Origin of the sequence: Pseudarthrobacter raffinosi, assembly GCF_023913835.1 — a bacterium.
Classification (GTDB): domain Bacteria; phylum Actinomycetota; class Actinomycetes; order Actinomycetales; family Micrococcaceae; genus Arthrobacter; species Arthrobacter raffinosi.
This window is the reverse complement of record NZ_JAMXBG010000004.1, coordinates 13,304-32,921: the sequence shown is the minus strand read 5'-3', so window position 1 is coordinate 32,921 and position 19,618 is coordinate 13,304. Positions and strand designations below refer to the sequence as shown.

Annotated in this window: 18 protein-coding genes and 1 pseudogene; 15 read left to right on the top strand and 4 right to left on the bottom strand. The window is 63.9% G+C overall.

What is annotated here, in order from left to right; genetic code table 11:
- Positions 1-4: 4 nt before the first annotated feature.
- Positions 5-385, bottom strand: a complete 381-nt coding sequence (locus NG697_RS05100) for a DUF485 domain-containing protein (RefSeq protein ID WP_252598698.1) — start codon at positions 383-385, stop codon at positions 5-7.
- A 278-nt stretch (positions 386-663) separates the two neighbouring features.
- On the opposite strand from NG697_RS05100, the gene NG697_RS05095 reads away from it, so the two are divergent.
- The 8 genes and pseudogenes from NG697_RS05095 to NG697_RS05060 all read left to right on the top strand — a co-directional run.
- Entirely contained in the window at positions 664-1,932 is a 1,269-nt protein-coding gene (locus NG697_RS05095) for a 3-hydroxyacyl-CoA dehydrogenase family protein (RefSeq protein ID WP_252611981.1), read from the top strand.
- Positions 1,933-2,018: 86 nt separating this feature from the next.
- The gene (locus NG697_RS05090; protein WP_252613724.1) at positions 2,019-3,200 is read left to right on the top strand and encodes an acyl-CoA dehydrogenase family protein; all 1,182 of its coding nucleotides are present in this window, start codon (positions 2,019-2,021) and stop codon (positions 3,198-3,200) included.
- Positions 3,201-3,209: 9 nt separating this feature from the next.
- Complete coding sequence (locus NG697_RS05085; protein ID WP_252613723.1) at positions 3,210-4,844, top strand: AMP-binding protein; 1,635 nt, start codon at positions 3,210-3,212, stop codon at positions 4,842-4,844.
- Positions 4,841-6,040, top strand: coding sequence for an acetyl-CoA C-acyltransferase (locus NG697_RS05080; RefSeq protein ID WP_252611979.1), 1,200 nt, complete (start codon positions 4,841-4,843; stop codon positions 6,038-6,040). The genes NG697_RS05085 and NG697_RS05080 overlap by 4 nt, the downstream gene beginning before the upstream one ends.
- Positions 6,024-6,707: a TetR/AcrR family transcriptional regulator gene (locus NG697_RS05075; protein ID WP_252611977.1), complete on the top strand. Its 684-nt coding sequence runs from the start codon at positions 6,024-6,026 to the stop codon at positions 6,705-6,707. The genes NG697_RS05080 and NG697_RS05075 overlap by 17 nt, the downstream gene beginning before the upstream one ends.
- 55 nt (positions 6,708-6,762) lie before the next feature.
- Positions 6,763-7,620 carry a LuxR C-terminal-related transcriptional regulator gene (locus NG697_RS05070; protein WP_252611975.1) on the top strand — a complete coding sequence of 286 codons (858 nt, stop codon included), beginning with the start codon at positions 6,763-6,765 and terminating at the stop codon, positions 7,618-7,620.
- A 118-nt stretch (positions 7,621-7,738) separates the two neighbouring features.
- A complete protein-coding gene (locus NG697_RS05065) occupies positions 7,739-9,094 on the top strand; it encodes an MFS transporter (RefSeq protein WP_252611973.1) in 1,356 nt (451 codons plus the stop codon).
- Between the two features lie 376 nt (positions 9,095-9,470).
- Positions 9,471-9,965, top strand: a pseudogene (locus tag NG697_RS05060) (IS110 family transposase); the annotation flags it as partial.
- 136 nt (positions 9,966-10,101) lie between these two features.
- Here the strand turns inward: NG697_RS05060 and NG697_RS05055 are convergent.
- Positions 10,102-10,554, bottom strand: coding sequence for a DoxX family protein (locus NG697_RS05055; protein ID WP_252613722.1), 453 nt, complete (start codon positions 10,552-10,554; stop codon positions 10,102-10,104).
- 162 nt (positions 10,555-10,716) lie between these two features.
- A complete protein-coding gene (locus NG697_RS05050) occupies positions 10,717-11,214 on the bottom strand; it encodes a MarR family winged helix-turn-helix transcriptional regulator (RefSeq protein WP_252613721.1) in 498 nt (165 codons plus the stop codon).
- 102 nt (positions 11,215-11,316) lie between these two features.
- Between NG697_RS05050 and NG697_RS05045 the strand changes: the two genes are divergently transcribed.
- The 3 genes from NG697_RS05045 (at position 11,317) to NG697_RS05035 (ending at position 13,696) form a co-directional block, all read left to right on the top strand.
- Positions 11,317-11,892: an NADPH-dependent F420 reductase gene (locus tag NG697_RS05045; RefSeq protein WP_058929036.1), complete on the top strand. Its 576-nt coding sequence runs from the start codon at positions 11,317-11,319 to the stop codon at positions 11,890-11,892.
- Positions 11,893-12,005: 113 nt separating this feature from the next.
- Positions 12,006-12,530, top strand: a complete 525-nt coding sequence (locus NG697_RS05040) for a VOC family protein (RefSeq protein WP_252613720.1) — start codon at positions 12,006-12,008, stop codon at positions 12,528-12,530.
- Positions 12,527-13,696 (top strand): luciferase domain-containing protein, encoded by a 1,170-nt coding sequence (locus tag NG697_RS05035; RefSeq protein ID WP_252613719.1) that lies wholly within the window; start codon positions 12,527-12,529, stop codon positions 13,694-13,696. Before NG697_RS05040 ends, NG697_RS05035 begins: the two co-directional genes overlap by 4 nt.
- Before the next feature lie 1,040 nt (positions 13,697-14,736).
- Here NG697_RS05035 and NG697_RS05030 read toward each other — a convergent pair.
- Positions 14,737-15,435: a maleylpyruvate isomerase family mycothiol-dependent enzyme gene (locus tag NG697_RS05030; RefSeq protein ID WP_252598687.1), complete on the bottom strand. Its 699-nt coding sequence runs from the start codon at positions 15,433-15,435 to the stop codon at positions 14,737-14,739.
- A 283-nt stretch (positions 15,436-15,718) separates the two neighbouring features.
- On the opposite strand from NG697_RS05030, the gene NG697_RS05025 reads away from it, so the two are divergent.
- The 4 genes from NG697_RS05025 to catC all read left to right on the top strand — a co-directional run bounded on the left by NG697_RS05025 (position 15,719) and on the right by catC (position 19,588).
- Positions 15,719-17,104: an MFS transporter gene (locus tag NG697_RS05025; protein ID WP_252611966.1), complete on the top strand. Its 1,386-nt coding sequence runs from the start codon at positions 15,719-15,721 to the stop codon at positions 17,102-17,104.
- Positions 17,105-17,239: 135 nt separating this feature from the next.
- Positions 17,240-18,181, top strand: a complete 942-nt coding sequence (locus tag NG697_RS05020; RefSeq protein WP_252611965.1) for a LysR substrate-binding domain-containing protein — start codon at positions 17,240-17,242, stop codon at positions 18,179-18,181.
- A complete protein-coding gene (locus tag NG697_RS05015) occupies positions 18,181-19,284 on the top strand; it encodes a mandelate racemase/muconate lactonizing enzyme family protein (protein WP_252598684.1) in 1,104 nt (367 codons plus the stop codon). The genes NG697_RS05020 and NG697_RS05015 overlap by 1 nt, the downstream gene beginning before the upstream one ends.
- Before the next feature lie 25 nt (positions 19,285-19,309).
- Positions 19,310-19,588, top strand: a complete 279-nt coding sequence (gene catC, locus NG697_RS05010) for a muconolactone Delta-isomerase (protein WP_252598683.1) — start codon at positions 19,310-19,312, stop codon at positions 19,586-19,588.
- Positions 19,589-19,618: the final 30 nt, after the last annotated feature.

Sequence of the window (19,618 nt, the reverse complement as noted above, 5' to 3'; positions counted from 1 at the left end):
CCTCTCATTTCGCCGCTCCGTCCACTCGGTTGCCGGATTGGTCGAACTCGTGGCCTTCGATTTCGTGGCGGATTTCGGCGGCGATGGGGTCCAGTTTCCGGTTGGAGTAGCTCACATACCAACCGGTAATGGCGAACGTGGAGACGAACTGCAGCAGGCCCAGGATCAGGCCGATGTTGATGTTTCCCCACACTTTGGTGGACATAAACTCGACGGCGTAGTCAGCCAGCAGGACGTATGCGAAATACCAGAGCAGGAATGCAATGGCCATGGGAAAGACAAAGCTACGGTGACGTTTGCGCAGTTCCTGGAACCGCTCTGTCGACTGGACCTGTTCGAAGTCCACGGACGCCGCTGCGTCCGGAGTTTCGGCTTCGTTACCCATCGTTCCTCCTCATTGAGACTTACAGTCCACACCGGCTGAACAGACGTCCGGCCAATGTGACTGCTCTCACTGTTGCGCGTGGCGGCCGCCGTTCCCATTGTCTCGCATAGCCCCGATTTAGTCTCGCCCTACTGCGACATCAGCCGAATTGAGGCGCACAGAAAAGGGAACTATCTCGGAGATCATCGCGCCAACCCAGCCGTTCCAAAGCCACAATCACCTTCTTTGAAACTGAGTATCAGTTGACTTGACACTCAGTTTCACTGTAGAACGGTGACATGGTTCCTGACAATGTCGTAGAAACTGCCTCACTCACGGGCGCTGCCGTCGACGCCGGCAAGTCGCCCGGAAAATCGGCGCAGGCGTATGCCGCGGCCCTACTGGACACTCAACGGCAGCGGCCGGCGGGCGCACCCAGCGCCGATCCGCGCCCCGTCCGAAGCGTTGGCGTAATCGGGGCCGGGCTCATGGCGAGCCAGCTTGCCCTTGTTTTTGCCAAACAGCTCGGCGTTCCGGTCCTGATCACGGATCTTTCCCAGGCAAAGGTGGATGGCGCGCTTGGCTGGATCGCCGGGCACTTGGAGAAGCTGGTGAGCCGGGGGCAACTCAGCGAAACGGCGGCCCGCGACTTGGGAAGTCTTGTCCGCGGCACCGTGGATAAGCGCGAGTACCGGGACTGCGATGTGGTCATCGAGGCGGTGTTCGAGGAGTTGGCCGTCAAACGCGCCGTCTTCGCGGAGATCGAGCCCCTGCTGCGCACTGATGCGCTGCTCCTGACGAATACGTCGTCCCTTTCCGTGACGGCGATGGGTCACGGCCTGGCCCATCCGGAACGCCTGGTGGGACTGCATTTCTTCAATCCGGTGGCTGTGCTGCCGCTCGTGGAAATCATCAGCACTGAAAGCAACGACGACGTCAGCGTCGCCACCGCTTGTTCGCTTGCCCGGCTTCTGGGCAAGACTGCGGTCCTGGTAACGGACACGCCGGGCTTTGTCGTGAACCGGATCCTGACCCGGCTGTTCTGCGAACTGCTGCAGGTCATTGATGACGGGACGGATATCGAGCTGGCGGACCATGCCCTGGACCCGCACGGGCTACCCATGACCCCGCTGACGCTGCTGGGTTTCATCGGACCCGCGGTCCAGTTGCACATCTGCGAGACCATGCACGCCGCCTACCCTGACCGGTTTTATGTCAGTACCAGCCTGGCAGCCATTGCGGATGCCCGGCTGCGCGGCTACCTCGCTAAGTCCGGCACGGTGCTTCCCGAGGCGGCCGCCTTGCTGCCGTCTGCCGATGCCGGAGATTCGGTGCCGGCACCTGACGCGGAGGCCATCAGGGCAGGGATACTTGACGCCCTGGCCGAGGAGGTGGGCCTGATGCTCGCCGAAAAGGTGGTGGCCGGTCCGGCGGAAGTGGATTTGTGCATGCTGCTGGGCGCCAACTTCCCCCAGCGTCTGGGGGGCCTCACCCCGCTGCTAGACCAAAGCGGCGCCTCCCGGCGTGTGTGGGGTAAAGATTTCCACCCCGGGTCCGGCTTCGCCTGATAGCCAGGGCCGCGCGGCCCGCCTCAAACAAGCGCCGCCACCTCCGCGCCATTTCTCAATTCCTCCCCAAAAAAGGATGTAAGCCCATGCCCGACTATGACGTCGCTGAACCGCTGGACACGGACTACTACTCCGTCTTCGCCAACATTTCCGCACCCGACCGCGAAGCGTGGAGGCGTGCCCGGGATTTCACCGCGGAGGCCATATCGCAGATGAACGACTACTGGGAACGGGCCGAGTTCCCCGCCCATCTGGCCAAGCGGATGGGCACCATGAACCTCCTGGCCGATGGCATTGACGTACAGGGCCTGGAGCCCATGTCCGCGCTGGCCGCCGGCCTGGTCAACATGGAGGTCTCCCGCGGGGACGGTTCCCTGGGCACTGTCATCGCAGTCCAGGGCGGCCTGGTACTGCGGACGATTGCCCTTTTTGGCTCCGACACCCAGCGCCGGACCTGGCTCGGTCCGCTGGCCCGCGGCGAAAAGCTCGGCGCCTTCGCCCTGACGGAACCGGACCACGGCTCCGATTCCGTGGCACTGGAAACCACCGCCTCGCTCGACGCGGAGGACTACGTCCTCAATGGCGAGAAGAAGTGGATCGGCAACGGCTCCGTAGGCGATGTCACGGTGGTATGGGCACGCGATGACGACGGCGATGTCCGTGGTTTCCTGGTGGAACAGGACCGGGAGGGTTACGAGGCCGAAACCATCACCGGAAAGGCCTCGCTGCGCGCAATCCACCAGGCCCGGATCAAGCTGAACAACGTCCGCATTCCAAAGGCCAATCTTCTCCCCGGCGCCCGCACTTTCAAGGACACGTCCGAAATCCTTGTTGCCACGCGTTTGGGGGTCGCCTGGTCCGCTCTCGGCCACGCCACCGCCGTCTACGAAGCCGCGTTGAACTATGCCACGCAGCGGACACAGTTCGGCAAGCCGCTGGCAAAGTTCCAACTTGTCCAGGAGCGACTGGCGTACATGCTCTCGGAGCTGACCAGCATGCAGCTGCACTGTTTCCACCTCGCGGGACTTGATGCGGCCGGCGAGATGCGCCCCACCCAGGCCTCGATGGCGAAGTACCACAACACCCGCAAGGCCCGCGAGCTGGCGTCCATTGCCCGCGACATGTTGGGCGGCAACGGCATCCTGCTGGAAAACCACGTGATCCGGCACCTTCTCGACATCGAATCCATACATACGTACGAAGGAACGCAAAGCATTCAGACCCTATTGATCGGCCGCGATGTCACCGGACAAAGCGCCTTCGCCTAAGGATTCGCCATGACCACAGTTGAACTTCCCAATGAAACCCCGCTGAGCCCCCTGCGGTTCCTGCAGCGCTCCGCCGAGGTGTTCGGACAGAAGACGGCGATCATCCACGGTGACCGCTCCTATACGTACCGGGACTTCGCCGCCGAAGCCCAGGGGCTGGCCAAAGCGATCAAGAGCAGGATCCAGCCCGGAGACCGGGTGGCCTTCCTGTGTCCTAATGTGCCGGAACTGCTGATTGCCCATTACGCCGTCCCCCTGGCTGGCGGCGTCCTGGTGGCCCTGAACTCGCGGATGTCCGCCAGGGAACTCCAATACATCCTGGAGCATTCCGAAGCCAGGCTGCTGTTTGCCGATTCGGAACTGCTGGCCACCGTGGCGGGAATGGACCTGGGCCTGACACAGCTGGCTGAGGTGATCGAAGTGCCTGACAGCACCATCCCGTATCCGGACGTCCCGGCAGGCATCGGCACGACGCAGTACGCAGACTTCCTCGCCGCGTCCGGACACCAGGACGCAGATCTTCCGTGGAGCGTAGAGGACGAACGCGCCCCGATCACGCTCAACTACACCTCCGGCACCACGGGCAAGCCCAAGGGAGTGCTGTATTCGCATCGCGGTGCCTACCTGAACTCGCTCGGGGAAACCTTCCACAATCACTTCACCGGCGACACGCGCTACCTCTGGACCCTTCCGATGTTCCACTGCAACGGTTGGTGCACCACTTGGGCCGTGACGGCGGCCGCAGGCGTCCACATCTGCCTGCGGGCAGTGCGCGCCGACGCCGTCTGGGACGCCATCGACACTCTCGGAGTCACCAACCTCTGTGGCGCCCCCACGGTGTGCAGCATTATTGCCGGCGCACCCCAGGCCCACGAGCTCAAGGTGCCGCTGCGGATCACGACGGCGGGGGCGCCGCCGTCGCCCGCGATCATCGCGTCACTGGAGTCAATCGGGATCAGCGTGGTCCACGTTTACGGGTTGACCGAGGTGTACGGCCCGTACACGATCTGTGAGCATCAAACCGAGTGGGATGATCTTTCCGCCCAGGACAGGGCCGTCAAGATCTCCCGCCAGGGGGTGGGGATGCTGCAGGCCGAGACGGCGCGCATCGTGGATCTGGACATGCTCGATGTCCCGGCCGACGGCGCAACGCTGGGCGAAATCGTGCTGCGGGGTAACAACGTGATGCTCGGTTACTTCAAGGATCCCGAGGCCACGGCCGACGCCTTCCGCGGCGGCTGGTTCCATACCGGCGACCTCGGCGTGATGCATCCCGACGGCTACATCCAGTTCAAGGACCGGGCCAAGGACATCATCATCTCCGGCGGAGAAAACATCTCCACAATTGAGGTGGAGCAAGCCATTATGAGCCACCCGGCGGTGCTGAACGTGGCCGTGATCGGCGTCGCGCACGAGAAATGGGGCGAACGCCCGGTGGCCTTTGTCATCCGCAGCAGCTCCAGCTCGGTCACGGCCGAGGAGATCCGCTCGCACGTCAAGGGCCTGCTCTCAGGATTCAAGGTTCCGGACAGGATCCTTTTCCCCGAAGAGCTCCCTCACAACTCCACCGGCAAAGTCCTGAAGTCGCGGCTACGTGCCCTGGACCTCAGCGCCCCCGCCCCCAGCAAGGAACCCACTAAATGAGTAGCCAGGACATAGTTGTTGTGGGCGCGGCCCGCACCCCTCAAGGAAAGCTGATGGGCCAGCTGGCTTCACAAAGCGCTGTGCAGCTGGGCGCCGCGGCCATCGCCGCGGCCCTGGAGCGCTCCGGGATCGGACCGGCGTCCGTCGACGCGGTCATCGTGGGCCAGGTCCTGACGGCCGGCGCGGGCCAGAACCCCGCGCGGCAAAGCGCCGTCGCGGCAGGAATACCGCTCAGTGCCCCCGCCGTCACGGTGAACAAGGTCTGCCTCTCCGGGCTGAGTGCCATCATCGAGGGCGTCCGGTTGCTCAAACTGGGCGAGGCGAATGTGGTGGTCGCCGGCGGCCAGGAATCCATGAGTCAGGCGCCGCACCTGCTCACCGGCTCGCGCGCCGGTTACCTCTACGGCGGCATCACGGCCGTGGACTCGGCCAGCCATGATGGGCTCACGGATGCCTTTGACCAGGAGCTCATGGGCATTGCCACGGACCGCGCCAACGCGGACCTTCAGCTCTCCCGCGAGGTGCAGGACACTATCGCGGCGCTGTCCCACCAGCGGGCAGCCGCGGCCCGGGCCGAGGGAAGATTCAGCGCCGAAATCGTCCCTGTTTCGGTGCCGCAGAAGCGCGGCGCGCCCGTACTGGTAGGCGATGACGAGGGCGTCCGCCCGCAATCCACGCAGGAGGTGCTGGCCGGGCTAAAGCCGGCCTTCACCGCGGAGGGAACAGTCACCGCCGGAAATGCTTCACCGCTGAGCGACGGCGCCGCCGCCGTCGTGCTGGTGACCCGCGAGTACGCCGATGCCCACGGGCTCGAGGTGCTGGCCGTCGTCGGGCCCGCCGGGCAGATCGCCGGGCCCGACACAACACTGCCGGACAAGCCGGCACAGGCAATCACCGCGGCCCTCGCGCGCGCCGGCTGGACGGCCGGGGATCTTGACTTTGTGGAGATCAACGAGGCCTTCGCCTCGGTGGTGGCCCACTCCGCAGCAGCCCTGGGCGTCGGTTTGGACAAGGTGAACATCAACGGCGGAGCCATCGCCATCGGACATCCGATCGGCGCCTCCGGAGCGCGGCTGGTGGTCTCGGCCGTCCATGAACTAATGCGGCGCGGGAGCGGCAAATCCGCCGTCGCGCTTTGTGGCGGCGGCGGACAGGGTGACGCGCTGCTACTGTACCGGGATGGCATCAGTGGCTAATTTCCGTTCCGGCGTGGCCGAGGCCGCGCTGGATCTGTTCACCGACAATGGCTACGACCCGACCAGCGTGGACGATATTGCCCTCGCTGCCGGAATCTCCCGCAGCACCTTCTTCCGTCAGTTCCGCGCTAAGGAAGACGTGATCTTTGCGGACCACGAAGCCCTGCTCACCGAGCTGACGGTTTACCTGGCAGCCAGCCATCCCGATCCGTGGGAGGCTGTGTGCCAGGCCGCAGAGCTGGTCTTCGTGAAATTTTCCGAACGCCGAAAGCTGTCCCAAAAGCGCTACCACGTGGTGCAGGCGGTGCCCGCGCTGCGGGACCGGGAAACGATCATGGTCTCCCGCTATGAACGTCTTTTCTCGGACTACCTTCGCCAGGCACTGCCGGGCATATCAACGCTTGATGCAATCCGGTTCGCCGCTGCTGTCACCTCAACCCATAACTATGTGCTGCGCGAAATGATGCTGGACTCCTCCCGCGGTTCCCTCCAGAACCTGGAACACGAGCTGTTGGCGGTGCGCCGTATTTTCGGGGTACTGCCGCAGGGCGGCCCCGCATCCGTCCCGGCCGGGGACGACCTGGTTGTGGCTGTTTTTCCCCGCTCGACACCCACTGCTGAGCTGGCGCGGCGCATCCAGGACAAGATCGACGGCCGCTCCGTCTAGCCTGCTCCATCCGGCTGCTCAGTCCACCTGCTCCATCTAACCGGGGAAGGGCCCTATGACAGGGAGTGACAACGACGTCTACCGTCCGAGCGACCGCGACCTGCTGAAGCGGGCGATCCGGGAAACCGCAGCCCGGACAGGCTCAGCGGTGTTCTTCGCAGGCCTCGTCAACCGCACCGAGCTCACCATCACCGAGTTCTTCGGCACCACGACGCACGGTCTGAAGAACCTCAGCGTGCAGCCCGGGGAGGGGGTGGGCGGGCGGGCCCTCTCCCAGGCGCGCACGGTCGGGGTGGCCGATTACTTTGACTCGGACAGCATCACCCATCATCATGACGCCGCCGTACGCATCGAGGGGCTGCGGACTATGGTGGCGCTCCCCATCCTCGTAGACGGCCGTGCCCGGTGTGTCCTCTACGCGGCAACGCGGGAGCGGACATCGATCGGCGAGTCCGTGGTGACCGAACTCAGCACCGGCGCCTCGAGGATCTCGCGGGAACTGGCCATTCGGGACGAGGTGGACCACCGAGTCTCGATTCTCCGGGTCGTCCAAAGCCTGGCCGCGGAGCCACCGGACCGGAACCTCATCGAGACCGTCCGGCTCGCGCATGCCGAGCTCCTCTCGGTGGCCAGCACCACGACTGATCCCGAACTCGCCCAGCGCATCATCGCCGTGACCGCACGGCTCGAGGGCTCCGACGCGGCGCCGGCCGGCGTCCCGCACCTCACCCGGCGGGAGACGGATGTGCTCGCCCAAGTGGCGCTCGGCTGTTCCTATGCCGAAACCGGCAAACGGCTCTCACTCAAGGCAGTGACCGTGAAGAGCTACATGCAGACGATCATGGCGAAACTGGACGCGCACAGCCGTGCGGAGGCCGTAGTGGCCGCACGCCGGCTCCGCCTTTTGCCCTGACCGGTGGCGCGAAAACACCTCCATCGGGAGGTGGTGGCGAACGCACGGCGCTGGCACGATGACATCTTCGCGTCGAAACAAACCTCGTTTCGACGACCGATGTCAAAGGAGATATCGCATGCTCGAAAGCCTCGCACCGGTTGCGAACCGGTCCGGTCCGCGCCGCACCTCGATGGCCAGGGTCGCCGTCGCCAGCTCGATGGGCAGCATCATCGAGTTCTACGACTTCCTCATCTACGGTACGGCTGCGGCCCTCGTCTTCCCCCAGGTCTTCTTCCCGGCGCTCGGCCCGGCCGCCGGCACTCTCGCCTCATTCGGAACCTTTGCCGTGGCCTTCGTCTCGCGCCCCCTTGGTGCCGTCCTGTTCGGCCACTTCGGTGACAGGCTGGGGCGCAAGAAAACGCTCGTCAGCACACTGCTCATCATGGGCATCGCGACCGTCACCATCGGGCTGCTGCCCGACGCCAGCGTAATCGGGATCGCCGCGCCGATCATCCTCGTTGTTCTCCGCTTTCTTCAGGGATTCGCTGTCGGCGGCGAATGGGCCGGCGCGGCACTGATGGCCGCCGAGTACGCCCCGCCCAAACACCGGGGCCTCTTCGCAGCCTTCCCCCAGCTGGGCCCGTCGATTGGCTTCGCCCTCGCGAGTGCAACCTTCCTCATCATCAATCTGTCACTCGGCGACAAGTCGGAGGCATTCCTCACGTACGGCTGGCGCATTCCTTTCATCGGAAGTGCAGTGCTCGTTATGATCGGTCTCTACATCCGCCTCAAGATCGAAGAGACTCCGGTCTTCAAGGAGGCCAGCAACTCGAGCGCCGTCCCGGCCGGGCCCCGCAAGCTACCCGTGTGGGAGTCGGTGCGAAACCAGCCACGCCAGATCCTCCTGGGCGGCGCCTCCACCATGATGCTCTTCGCTTTCTTCTACATCGGCACAGCCTTTCTCAGCAGCTATGGCACAAGTGCCGAGGGCCTTGGCCACAGCCGACCCACCATCCTCTCGCTGGGAATCGTCGGCGCGATGTTCTTCGCAGCAGGAACTATTGGCAGCGCAGTGCTCTCCGACCGGATCGGCCGCCGAGCCGTGATCGTTGGCTCGTGCGTCGTGGCGATCCCCTGGTCGCTCCTGCTTTTCCCGATTCTCGACATCGGCACCACCTGGTCGTTTGCAGTCGGGCTGTCCGGCACGCTGCTGATCGTCGCCGGAATCTACGGTCCGGTGGGCGCCTTCCTGCCGGAGCTCTTCGCCACCCGTTACCGCTACACAGGTGCCGGAATGGCCTACAACCTCGGAGCGCTCGTCGGCGGCGGCATCACGCCACTGGTGGCCGCATCGCTCGGCGCCAGCCTGGGGAGTCCCGCCATCGGGCTGCTTCTGGCCGGCGTGAGCCTGGTGAGCCTCTTCGCCACTTTCGGCCTCCCGGAAACCCGTGGCATCGACCTCGCAACCTCCGGAACCACCGCCGCAAAGTGACCGTAGCGGGCGCCCTTTTCACCAGATTTGTCGGCATGGACGAGCTCGATTTCCTGCTCCCGGGCCTAGTTCCTGAGGTGCTTCGCTCCGCCGTGGGGATGGAAAATTTGGCCGGGTCACCTCTGATCCGGTGGATCTCTGGTGCTTGCAGAGGCTGTGGGGACACACTTGATGTGTGTGTTTCGGTGGACCCCGATTCCCCTATGGTGCCGGTGAGCCTGTGGACTAGTTTGGTGGTGGAGGGCACAGTTTTGTTGTCCGCGGGACCGTGGATTGTTGCCTTTGAGCACGAATGTCAGATTTGTCGTTTTATCCGCCCTCCCCGGAACGCATGCACCTTGATTCCTGCCGGAATGACTGGGAAGGGTGATCCGGGATGGAAGTGATCCACCCGCGGTGCGCGGGTATTGATATTTCGAAGAAGGACGCGAAGGTCTGCGTCCGTGTCCAGGGCCGCGGAGCGAAGGCAACTGCCTCTACGGTCACCACTTGGGGTGCGATGACCGGCCAGATTCTGAACCTGAAGGAACACCTGCTCAAGGAGCGGGTGAGCCTGGTGGTGATGGAAGCGACCGGTGATTACTGGCGTCCCTTCTACTACCTGCTCGAGGACGAGGGCCTGAATGTCGTTCTGGTCAACGCCCGTGATGCCAGGAACGTCCCGGGCCGCAAAACCGATGTCTCCGACGCTGCCTGGCTGGCCGATCTGGGCGCCCACGGGCTGGTCCGTGCCTCGTTTGTGCCCCCGCCGCCGATCCGTGAACTGCGTGACCTGACCCGGGCCAGGACCATCATCACCCGGGAACGGACCCGGGAGATCCAGCGGCTGGAGAAGCTCCTCGAGGACGCCTGCATCAAGCATCCCTCCATGCCTCATTTCACGGCTCCGCATGGTGCAAGGAGGATACGCTCAGAATCATCCGATCGAGTCGGTAACCAAGAACGGCGCCCGGCACCCGTTTGTGCGGGTTCCGGGCGCCGTGCTTTGTCTTGAGGCTGCCTGCTGCTTAGGCCAGGGCTGCGATAGTGCGGTTCTGGCTGCGGCCGAAGACCAGGGCGTCGATGGAGAACCGGCCTGCCCCGACGATGGCGAGGGCTGCCGCGCCGGCCGCGAGGACGAGCACGAGTTCGTATCCGCCTTTGTCAGCGAAGATGCCGGCCGGCGCGTGGACCAGGAACAGGGCGCCGAGCATGTCCAGTGCCAGGAGGGCGGCCACTGGGCGGACCAGTACGCCAAGAATGATGGCGGCGCCCCCAAGGAGTTCCAGAACGCCGATGGCGGGAGCAACCAGCTGAGCAGCCGGTACCCCCATCTGAACGAAAGCGGCCTGCGTGCCCGGGATGGTGTATTCAAAGATCTTCTGCCAGCCGTGGGCAAAGAAGACAACGCCCACGGCCAGGCGCAGGACTGTACGGGCGAGATTGGACTGCGTGGCAGCGGGATAGACCGGAGAAGTCATGGGATCGTTCCTTTTGTCTTGGCTTCCTGAAGGGGGCGGTTCAAGCCCGGCCTTCGGAAGTTTAGTTGATGTTTCAAGTACCACTCTAAGAGTAAATGGTTGTTGCGTCAACTAATTTGTCGACTGTGCGCAGTATTTTCTGAGCGGGACTGGCGAGGGGGCTCATGCAGTCACGTCATGACGGCGATAGAGGGGCGCCATAGCCGCATCAGGATCCAGCCTCCCCAGGAGGGCATCGGCGATCCCCCGGAGCTGGCCGAGCTGTTCGGGAGTGAGCGCGTCAATGACGTGACTGCGGACGTTTGCCACATGGCCCGGCGCGGCTTCCAGGATTTTGCGCCATCCATCATCGGTGATGCGGGCGTTGGTTGCACGCCGGTCCTCGGGGCAGGGAAAGCGCTCCATTAGACCGCGCGCCTCGAGCCGCTTGACGACGTGGGACAGGCGGGGCAGCGTGGCGCTGGTCCGGGCCGCCAGGGCGGTCATTCGCAGGGTCCGGTCAGGGGCTTCGGAGAGCATCGCGAGCACGTAGTACTCAAAACTGGTCAGGTCCGCGTCACGGCGCAGCTGGGAGTCCAACACATTGGGCAGCAGCTCGACCACCGTATACAGCCGCACCCAGGCAGCCAATTCGTCTTTTGTAAGCCAGTTCGTTTCCATGGCTCCATTCTCTCCGAAGTTTGTTGTTGCGACAACTAACCTTAGCCGCTACTATTTAGTTGAAGCCTCAATCAACTGGGGTTCGAAACGAAGGAGACCGTTATGACCACTGTAAGCATCCTCGGAACGGGCAACATGGGCACGGCCATCGCCGGCATCGTTGAAAAGGGCGGCAACACCGTCCAGGTCCTCGGCAGCGAGGACACTGCCCAGGCGGTCACCGGTGAGATTGTCGTCCTGGCCGTTCCCTACCCCGCCGTGCAGGAGATCCTGGCCCAACGTGCTGGCCAGCTCGCCGGCAAGATCATCGTGGACATCACCAACCCGTTGAACTTTGAAACCTTCGACTCCCTGACCGTGCCGGCTGATTCCTCGGCCGCTGCCGAAATCCAGGCCGCGCTACCGAACTCCCACGTGGTGAAGGCCTTCAACACCACCTTCGCGGCCACCCTGGCCGCGGGCGAGATCGCCGGGCAACCCACCACTGTGCTGATCGCCGGGGACGACGCCGACGCGAAATCCCGGCTCGCGGAGGTCATCACTGCCGGCGGCCTGCGCGCCATTGATGCCGGCTCACTGCGACGGGCACGTGAGCTGGAGGCAAAGGGCTTCCTTCAGATCGCCCTCGCGGCCGGCGAGAAGATCTCTTGGACTGGAGGATTCGCCGTCCAGGCCTGACCCGACGGTCAGCCCAACCCCGCAGCATCGCATCACCGGGAGCCGCCCCGCCTTCATTCTGGCCGGCTCCCGAGGCACGCTCATGGCCCCAAACAGAGAAAGAATTACCTCCGATGCCAGTCTCCCCCGTCCGGCTGAACCACGCCGTACTATTCGTCACCGACCTTGACCGGGCCGAGCGCTTCTACACCCACGTCTTCAGCATGGAAGTGGTCGCCCGCGAACCGGCTGCGAACGCTGCATTCCTGCGGCTGCCCCGCTCCGGCAACCACCACGACCTCGGCCTCTTCGGCGTAGGCGCCGCCGCGGCGCCTACGGTGCGTGGCGGCGTCGGGCTCTACCACCTCGCGTGGCAGCTGGACACCATCGATGAGCTCGCCGAGGCCCGCCGGACCTTGACGGACGCTGGCGCATACACCGGTCAGTCCAGCCATGGCGCCACCAAGAGCATCTACGGCGCAGATCCGGACGGCAACGAGTTCGAACTTATGTGGATGCTTCCCCGGCAGCATTGGGGCGAGTACGAGAACACCGCTCCCGTCGAGCCGCTGGAGCTCGACGCCGAACTGGCCCGATGGTCCGGCGTGCCCACCGCCGGCCGCATCGCCACAGCCAGCACTGAGGAGGACAACTCATGAATGACGATTTCGGCAAACCTACCGCCATCTGGCACAGCCCTGACGCCCCCGACCGTCCCCTTGTGGTCCTATTGCACGGACGCGGCGCCGACGAGACCGGCATCATTGGCCTAGCCGGACACCTGCCACCCGGACCATCGTACGCAGCCGTCCGCGCACCGATCCCCGCCGGAGGCGGATACGCCTGGTTCGCCAACCGCGGAATCGGCCGTCCGGTCGCGGAGTCCCTCACTCAGACCATGGCCTGGTTCCGGGAGTGGCTCGACGACGTGGCGCCCGCGGGCCGCCAGGTAATACTCGTTGGCTTCAGCGGCGGCGCCGCGTTCGCCGGTGGTCTGCTTCTGGCCGATCCGCAGCGCTTCGCCGGCGCTGCAATCCTGTACGGAACATTACCGTTCGACGCCGGCGTCCCAACCTCACCTGCGCGCCTGGCCGGAGTGCCGGTCTTTATAGCCCAAGGCGACACGGACACAGTCATCCCCCGCGAACTGCTGGACCGCACGTGGACCTACCTGCTCGGCGATTCCGGCGCACCCGCCTACGCACGCCGCGACCCCGGCGGCCACGGGCTCACCAACACCACCATTGCCGAGCTTGACGGCTGGATCGCAGAACGTCTGAATTTCCTCGCCACCCGCAGCATTCTGCCCTCCGGGCCCGGCAGGTGGGATACCCTTCCAGACGGCAAACTTCCGGCCCGCCAAGGTACCCGGCCCGAAGTTTCCTGGTCGATTCCCCAGGAGCAACGCTCCGACAACAGCCCCCTCCATATCCGAGAGCAACTCCTCAGCAGCATCACGGCCTTGCCAGGGGTAACCGCCCGTCAGTCAGCCATCTCCGTACCCGGCGCATCTGGCTTCATGGTCGAACAGGGCCCGGGGGCCCCGCTTGATGCGTTCCTCGTGCCACAAGTTGGCGAGTTCGCACACCTCCACCCCGACTACGACGGTTCTCTGCATCTGGCACTGCCGCTGGCGCTGAGCCGCGACGCAATCGCCAAGGGATGGGCCGTCGCCCACCCCCTCGCGGGCATCCGCCTCGCCCACGGAATGGTCATGATCTACGGGCCACGGAATGCGACCGAACTCGACACCGTCACCGACATCGTCCAGACCAGCCACGCCTACGCCACGCCAGTGCTCCCCGCAAGCGACGGGAGTGCCTGACATGCCGCGGAGCCAAGTCCGCAGGCCGCCATGGCTCCCGTGCCATTAGCTTTGGCGTATGGCAGTTCGCACGGTCTGCGAAAGATGCAGCGCCCTTGTATCCGCCCCGCCAGGAAGTTGTATTTGAAGCGGGATGTACCCAAAGCTGACATCGTAAAGCGGGTCAGCGTAAACGAGGGCTCCGCCTGCCCACGTCGGAAACGACGCCCAGAAAATGGAACACGTCGTTGAAGCAAAAGAAAGAACGGGAGGACTCACGTGATGGCCAACTGGGCGGCCAGCCATCCTAACAACGCGACAGACACCGATTTTCCCTCAGGACATGTCACCCAGAACGCCAGGACGCATGAACTGATACCAGCCGAAAAGTTGCAGGAAAGGACCGCAATGCACGCCGAGCGGATGCCCGTCCAGGGGCGTGTGCACAATCTACACACCCCCTTTGGCCGGACAAACCCGCGATGCGCGCGCTCTGCTTGGCCCACAGGAAGCAGCTATTGGAGGAAAAGCTAGAAGGAAATTTCCCTAGGTCATGTCGTCAACACAACCCGTAGCCATGAATGAGTGACGGCCAACAAGGGCCATCAGAACAAGCCACAAAGAGGACCGACAACCCAGGACGCCAGCAGGCGGAGGGCCCACCAGCCAGGACCCTAGCCCGCCACCCACACAACTTTACAGGCCACCGCGGCACCAGCCACAGACCGCGGCCACAATCAGAGGGACCCGCGGAGGGTTAATGTACACACATTAAAAGCAAAACCCCCTCTGACGAGGGGGGAATACGTGCCCAAGGTGGGACTCGAACCGGAATCCAGCCCCCGAAACCACTGGACTCCCCCGCAAACATCCCGAATCCGGCCCAGTCCGGCACCAGTACGACCCGATCCGAAGCCCAGGGTGTGCACAATGTGCACACCCCTTTCAGCCTGCCGCAGGCAACGTTGAATCGGGCAAGGACACCCGGGCCGTCGCCCGACTTCCTTCCGCATCCATGTCCTGGACCGCTGCAGTCATGCCTTGTGCCACCGCACGTCCGCTCACCAGGATGGCAGCACCGGCACCGGGCCGTCCACGTCAATATGTTCGGCGTCCCCGCGGGCCAGCCACTGGAGCAGGCCTTCGCGGTCGGACACAACCCGCAGACCGCCGTCGCCGATCACCCACTCGTCACGTTCCTCGGTCACCAACGTCATTCCCGGCGACCCCTTGGCCCGGAGTGAACGCACCACGGCTTCGAGGGCGTTCAGCAGCGAATCCGGATCGGCCTCCTCGATGGTCCAGGCAGTGTCGAGGTCATGGTGATGCACCACCACCTCGGCAATCCGGAGCGCAACGATGGAGGTGGCAGGGAGCGCACCGCCGTTAAGCTGCACCTCAGGGGCCGCAAGCCCCCCGCCCAGCCGCTGTGCCTGCTCGGCGAAGTTCCGGGCCGACTCCCGCAATTCCCCGACGAGCTCTTCCCTCGGGAGAGCGGCCAAGGCGGCGATCTCCTGGGAGCGGGCGTCCCGTGAGGCATACAAGGGACGCTCCTCACCTGACGTGGCCCAGTCGATGAGCTTCACCAAAGCGCGGCCGCTGGAGGCGACGTGGGCGATGACATCGGCTCGCGTCCACCCTTCACACAGCGAGGGAGCGGTCATCTCGTCGTCGACAAGGGACTCAACGGTGGCCAGGAACATGTCCGACTCCCGGCCGAGGCGGGACAGGTCTGAGTGAAGGCGTGCGGGCTTGATCATTTTGCCAGCCTATCCACGCGTCAGTATTCCGACCAGCGTTCCTGCCCTGCTGTTCCATATCCAGATCGTATGGATTGAGACGGGCGGGACTGCCCCGGGTCTTGCTCCCAAAACACCCATTTGATATGTGCAGCATATAAATATCCCCCGGGCGAAAAGCCGGGTATTTCCCTCATATGACTTGCATCACAGCTCTGTCAGGCTGAAAGCAATCGGAAGACGGCCCCGAAGATCCTTCGCTGCGCTGCTCCGCCTTCACTTCCCCCAGAGAGGACCTGGCATCATGACACAACCGCATGCCGTTATAGCCGAAAATCCAAAAAAGGAGGCGCGCACCGCCAATTGGGTGGCCTTCATCATCTGCACAGCCCTCGTGTTTGACGGATACGACCTCGTTATTTACGGCACTGTCCTTCCGGGGCTGCTTGCGGACCCTAGCCAGATCGGCGCTTTTGATACAGTCGCCGCCGGCCTCCTGGGATCCTGGGCACTCATCGGAGTCCTCGTGGGCTCCCTGATCTGCGGCGCAGTCGGCGACTTCTTCGGCCGGCGCCGGCTGATGCTCCTGGGCATCGCCTGGTTCTCGGTGGGCATGTTCGTCACGGCCTTTGCCACCAGCGTCACTGCTTTTGGAGCCTTGCGGTTTGTTACCGGGCTTGGCCTGGGAGTGGTTATCGCTACTGCCGGCGCCACCATGGCTGAATTCGCACCCGCCGGAAGGCGTCAGTTCTACAACGCAATTGTGTATTCCGGAGTCCCTGCAGGCGGCGTCCTGGCATCAATCCTGGGCATCCTGCTGCTCAATGACATCGGCTGGCGCGGGCTGTTCATGATCGGCGCCCTACCCCTCGTCCTCCTCGTGCCCATCGCCTGGTTCAAGCTCCCTGAGTCTCCGCGCTGGCTGCTGGCCCGCGGCCGTGAGCAGGAAGCCCAGGCCGCTTCGCATCGCACCGGCGTTCCGCTTATCGAGGAACGGGTCATTCAACAGGTGGGCGCCGCACCGCAAAAAACAGGTTTCGCCGCAGTGTTCTCCCGGCAGTTCGCTGTGCCATCCATTTTGCTTGGCCTGATGTCGTTCTGTGGCCTGCTCCTGACTTACGGCCTGAACACATGGTTGCCGAAAATCATGGAAGGCTACGGCTACGGGCGCACATACTCCCTGTTCTTCCCCCTGGCGCTGAACCTGGGTGCCGTCGCGGGCGGTCTGCTGCTTTCGCGCCTCGCTGACAAGGGCGGCCCCCAGCGGGTCATCGCCTCCACCTTTGTTCTGGCGACCATCAGCCTGGTGCTGATGACCTTCAGCTTCCCGCTGCCATTGCTGTTCACCTTCATCGCCTTCGCCGGGGTAGGCACACTGGGCACCCAGGTCCTGATTTATGGGTTCCAGTCGAATTACTACACCACCAATGCCCGGGCCGCTGGCGTGGCATGGTGCGCAAGTGTGGGACGCTTCGGCGGGATACTGGGACCCATCATCGGTGGCTGGCTGGCTGCCGCAGGCATTGGCGGGGCCACTGCATTTTATATCTATGGGGCCGTAGCCCTCGTCGGCGCAGTCGTGACCGTTTTGGTCCCCCGCCAGCGAAAGCTGGAGGAAGCCGAGCACAAAGTGGAGGAGATCGTCGAAGGGCGGACAAGGGACAGTATCCCTTCGGAGCAACTCAGGTAGCCCGCGTGATGCTGCCCTGACAGTATTACGCGTGCCAGATTACCTAGTAGGGCTTATTATAGTTATTATTTGAACTAATTACCGCGCACAGGGCAGCATCCTTGAGGCCGGTCCCGGCAGAAGGACGGCAGCACCTTGGACATCCGCCAATTGAACTATTTCATCGCGGTTGCCGAGGAACGGCACTTTGGCCGCGCCGCCAAGCGCCTCCACATGGCGCAGCCACCTCTCTCGCAGCAGATTCGTCAGTTGGAGGACCAGCTTGGCGTGAAGTTGCTCAACCGAACCACCCGCAGGGTGGACCTCACAGCGGCGGGCCAACTCCTGCTGGATCGCGGTCGGCAGATTGTCAACGAGTTAGCGACACTTCAGGCCGATGTCTCTCAAGTGGGCAAGGGCGCCACCGGCGTCCTGAGGGTGGGCTTCTCAGGGTCGGCAACCTACGGCGTCATGCCGCAGATCGCCCGCCTTGCCAAGCAGGTCCTGCCCGGCCTGTCCCTTGCGCTGCACGGCGAAATGCTCACTCCTTCCATGGAAGCAGGGCTGCGGGAGGGTAGACTCGACGCCGCGTTGCTGCGCCCCCCCGTTGCTTCACCGGACATCGACTACCGGATTGTGGCCAAGGAACCGCTTGTCGTCGCGCTTCCCTCGTTCAGCGCCCTGGCCGTAGACCGGACCGTGGCCATGCACGAATTGCAGGACCAGGATTTCATCGCCTATGCACCCGAATCTGTGCTCTACCGCACCACGTCGGACCTGTGCCGCCAGGCCGGCTTCCGGCCACGCATCGCCCAGGTGGTGGGAGAGACCTCCACGATGCTGGCCTTCGTGGCCGCTGGGGGCGGGGTGGCCGTCATGCCGTCCAGCGTGCGGGCCATCCAACTCGAAGGCGTGGCCTACCGGGAGATTGAAAACGTCCCCGCGGTCGAACTCGCAGTCGCCTGGATGCGCGGGCATCCCTCCACCCTGCTGCAAAATTTCCTGGAAGTCGTTGATACCGCGACTGCAGAGCCCGGGCGCCTGCCCCCTCACCCCGGCCCCGTGCCGTTTCCCACTGATGAAAGGCTGACCCGCTGATGAAGATCGCAGCCATTGAGGCGATCCCCTACTCGATCCCCTATCTCCACCCCCTGCACTTCGCCTCCGGGTCCGTGCACGAGGCAGACCATGTGATCATCAGGCTCCGCACAGACGACGGGCTGGTGGGCACTGCCGACACACCGCCGCGCCCCTACACCTATGGTGAGACGCAGAAGTCCATCGTCGCGGTGGTAGAAGATATTTTTGCCCCTCAGCTGATCGGGGTCGACATCTTTGACCGGGAGAAGGTCCAGGAAATCCTGTACCGGACTGTCCACAACCAGACGGCCAAGGGGGCCGTGGATATCGCCCTGTGGGACGTCATTGGCAAGACTCTCGGGCAGCCGGTGACAAAGCTGCTGGGCGGGTACTCCGACTCGCTCCGGGTCTCCCATATGCTCGGCTTTAAGCCTGCCCAGGAGTTGCTGGCATTGGCGCTGGAGTTCCGCGAGACCTATGGCATCAACACCTTCAAGCTCAAGACCGGGCGCCGTCCCCTTCACCTCGACATCGAGGCCGCCCGGGTACTGCGCGATGGCCTTGGCGAGGACGCTGAGCTTTACATGGACGCCAACCGCGGGTGGTCCGCCAACGAGGCCGCCGAAGTGCTGCGACGCACGGCGGAGTTGGGCCTGCAGTTCCTGGAGGAACCCGACGACGCCCGCGAAGTCCTCGGGCGCCGTCGCCTCGTGGCGAACTCCCCCATCCCCATCGCTGCGGACGAGTCTGCTGCCAATCTAGGTGAGGCCGCACGGGAAATCCTCACCGGGGGCGCGAACCTCCTGGCTGTAAAGACGGCACGGTCCGGTTTTACCGAGGCCGCCAAAATCGTGGGGATGGCCGAGGGTATGGGCATCGACGTTTATATTGGCAACCAAATCGACACTCAGGTCGGCACCGCCGCCTCGGTGGTCTTCGGCGCTGCCTTCGCCCATACGGCCAAGCGTGCGGCGGAGCTGTCGAATTACCTGGACATGGCCGACGACCTCCTGGCCGAGCCCCTGGCCATCACCGGCGGTCGCATCCGTGTTCCCGAGGGACCAGGCGTGGGCACAGCCGTTGATGAAGACAAGCTCTCCCTGTACCGCTCAGACCGATGACATCCCAACCTCCGAAAGTAGATCCGTGAAATTTCTTGTCCACATGGACGTAAACCTGCCCGCCGACCTCCCCGCCGCGGAAGCCGCGGAGATCAAGGCCAAGGAGAAGGCCTACTCGCATGAGCTACAGCACTCGGGAAAGTGGCCGGAAATCTGGCGAGTGGTTGGGGAGTACGCCAACTACTCAATCTTCGACGTCGATTCGAACGACGAACTTCATGAGATCCTGCAGAACCTGCCGTTGTTCCCTTTCATGGACATCTCGGTGGTGCCGCTCGCCAAGCACCCGTCCGACGTCAAGTAAACGCCGGGTCAAGTCACACCTGCTTACTTC

What these genes read in the sequence shown, in the direction of transcription:
- NG697_RS05075 (WP_252611977.1), top strand. Translation starts at nt 6,024, where the DNA reads ATGGCATCAGTGGCTAATTTCCGTTCCGGCGTGGCCGAGGCCGCGCTG.
- NG697_RS05015 (WP_252598684.1), top strand. Translation starts at nt 18,181, where the DNA reads ATGAAGATCGCAGCCATTGAGGCGATCCCCTACTCGATCCCCTATCTC.
- NG697_RS05065 (WP_252611973.1), top strand. Translation starts at nt 7,739, where the DNA reads ATGCTCGAAAGCCTCGCACCGGTTGCGAACCGGTCCGGTCCGCGCCGC.
- NG697_RS05070 (WP_252611975.1), top strand. Translation starts at nt 6,763, where the DNA reads ATGACAGGGAGTGACAACGACGTCTACCGTCCGAGCGACCGCGACCTG.
- NG697_RS05030 (WP_252598687.1), bottom strand. Translation starts at nt 15,435, where the DNA reads ATGATCAAGCCCGCACGCCTTCACTCAGACCTGTCCCGCCTCGGCCGG.
- NG697_RS05050 (WP_252613721.1), bottom strand. Translation starts at nt 11,214, where the DNA reads ATGGAAACGAACTGGCTTACAAAAGACGAATTGGCTGCCTGGGTGCGG.
- NG697_RS05055 (WP_252613722.1), bottom strand. Translation starts at nt 10,554, where the DNA reads ATGACTTCTCCGGTCTATCCCGCTGCCACGCAGTCCAATCTCGCCCGT.
- NG697_RS05085 (WP_252613723.1), top strand. Translation starts at nt 3,210, where the DNA reads ATGACCACAGTTGAACTTCCCAATGAAACCCCGCTGAGCCCCCTGCGG.
- NG697_RS05045 (WP_058929036.1), top strand. Translation starts at nt 11,317, where the DNA reads ATGACCACTGTAAGCATCCTCGGAACGGGCAACATGGGCACGGCCATC.
- NG697_RS05100 (WP_252598698.1), bottom strand. Translation starts at nt 385, where the DNA reads ATGGGTAACGAAGCCGAAACTCCGGACGCAGCGGCGTCCGTGGACTTC.
- NG697_RS05025 (WP_252611966.1), top strand. Translation starts at nt 15,719, where the DNA reads ATGACACAACCGCATGCCGTTATAGCCGAAAATCCAAAAAAGGAGGCG.
- NG697_RS05080 (WP_252611979.1), top strand. Translation starts at nt 4,841, where the DNA reads ATGAGTAGCCAGGACATAGTTGTTGTGGGCGCGGCCCGCACCCCTCAA.
- NG697_RS05090 (WP_252613724.1), top strand. Translation starts at nt 2,019, where the DNA reads ATGCCCGACTATGACGTCGCTGAACCGCTGGACACGGACTACTACTCC.
- NG697_RS05035 (WP_252613719.1), top strand. Translation starts at nt 12,527, where the DNA reads ATGAATGACGATTTCGGCAAACCTACCGCCATCTGGCACAGCCCTGAC.
- NG697_RS05040 (WP_252613720.1), top strand. Translation starts at nt 12,006, where the DNA reads ATGCCAGTCTCCCCCGTCCGGCTGAACCACGCCGTACTATTCGTCACC.
- NG697_RS05095 (WP_252611981.1), top strand. Translation starts at nt 664, where the DNA reads ATGGTTCCTGACAATGTCGTAGAAACTGCCTCACTCACGGGCGCTGCC.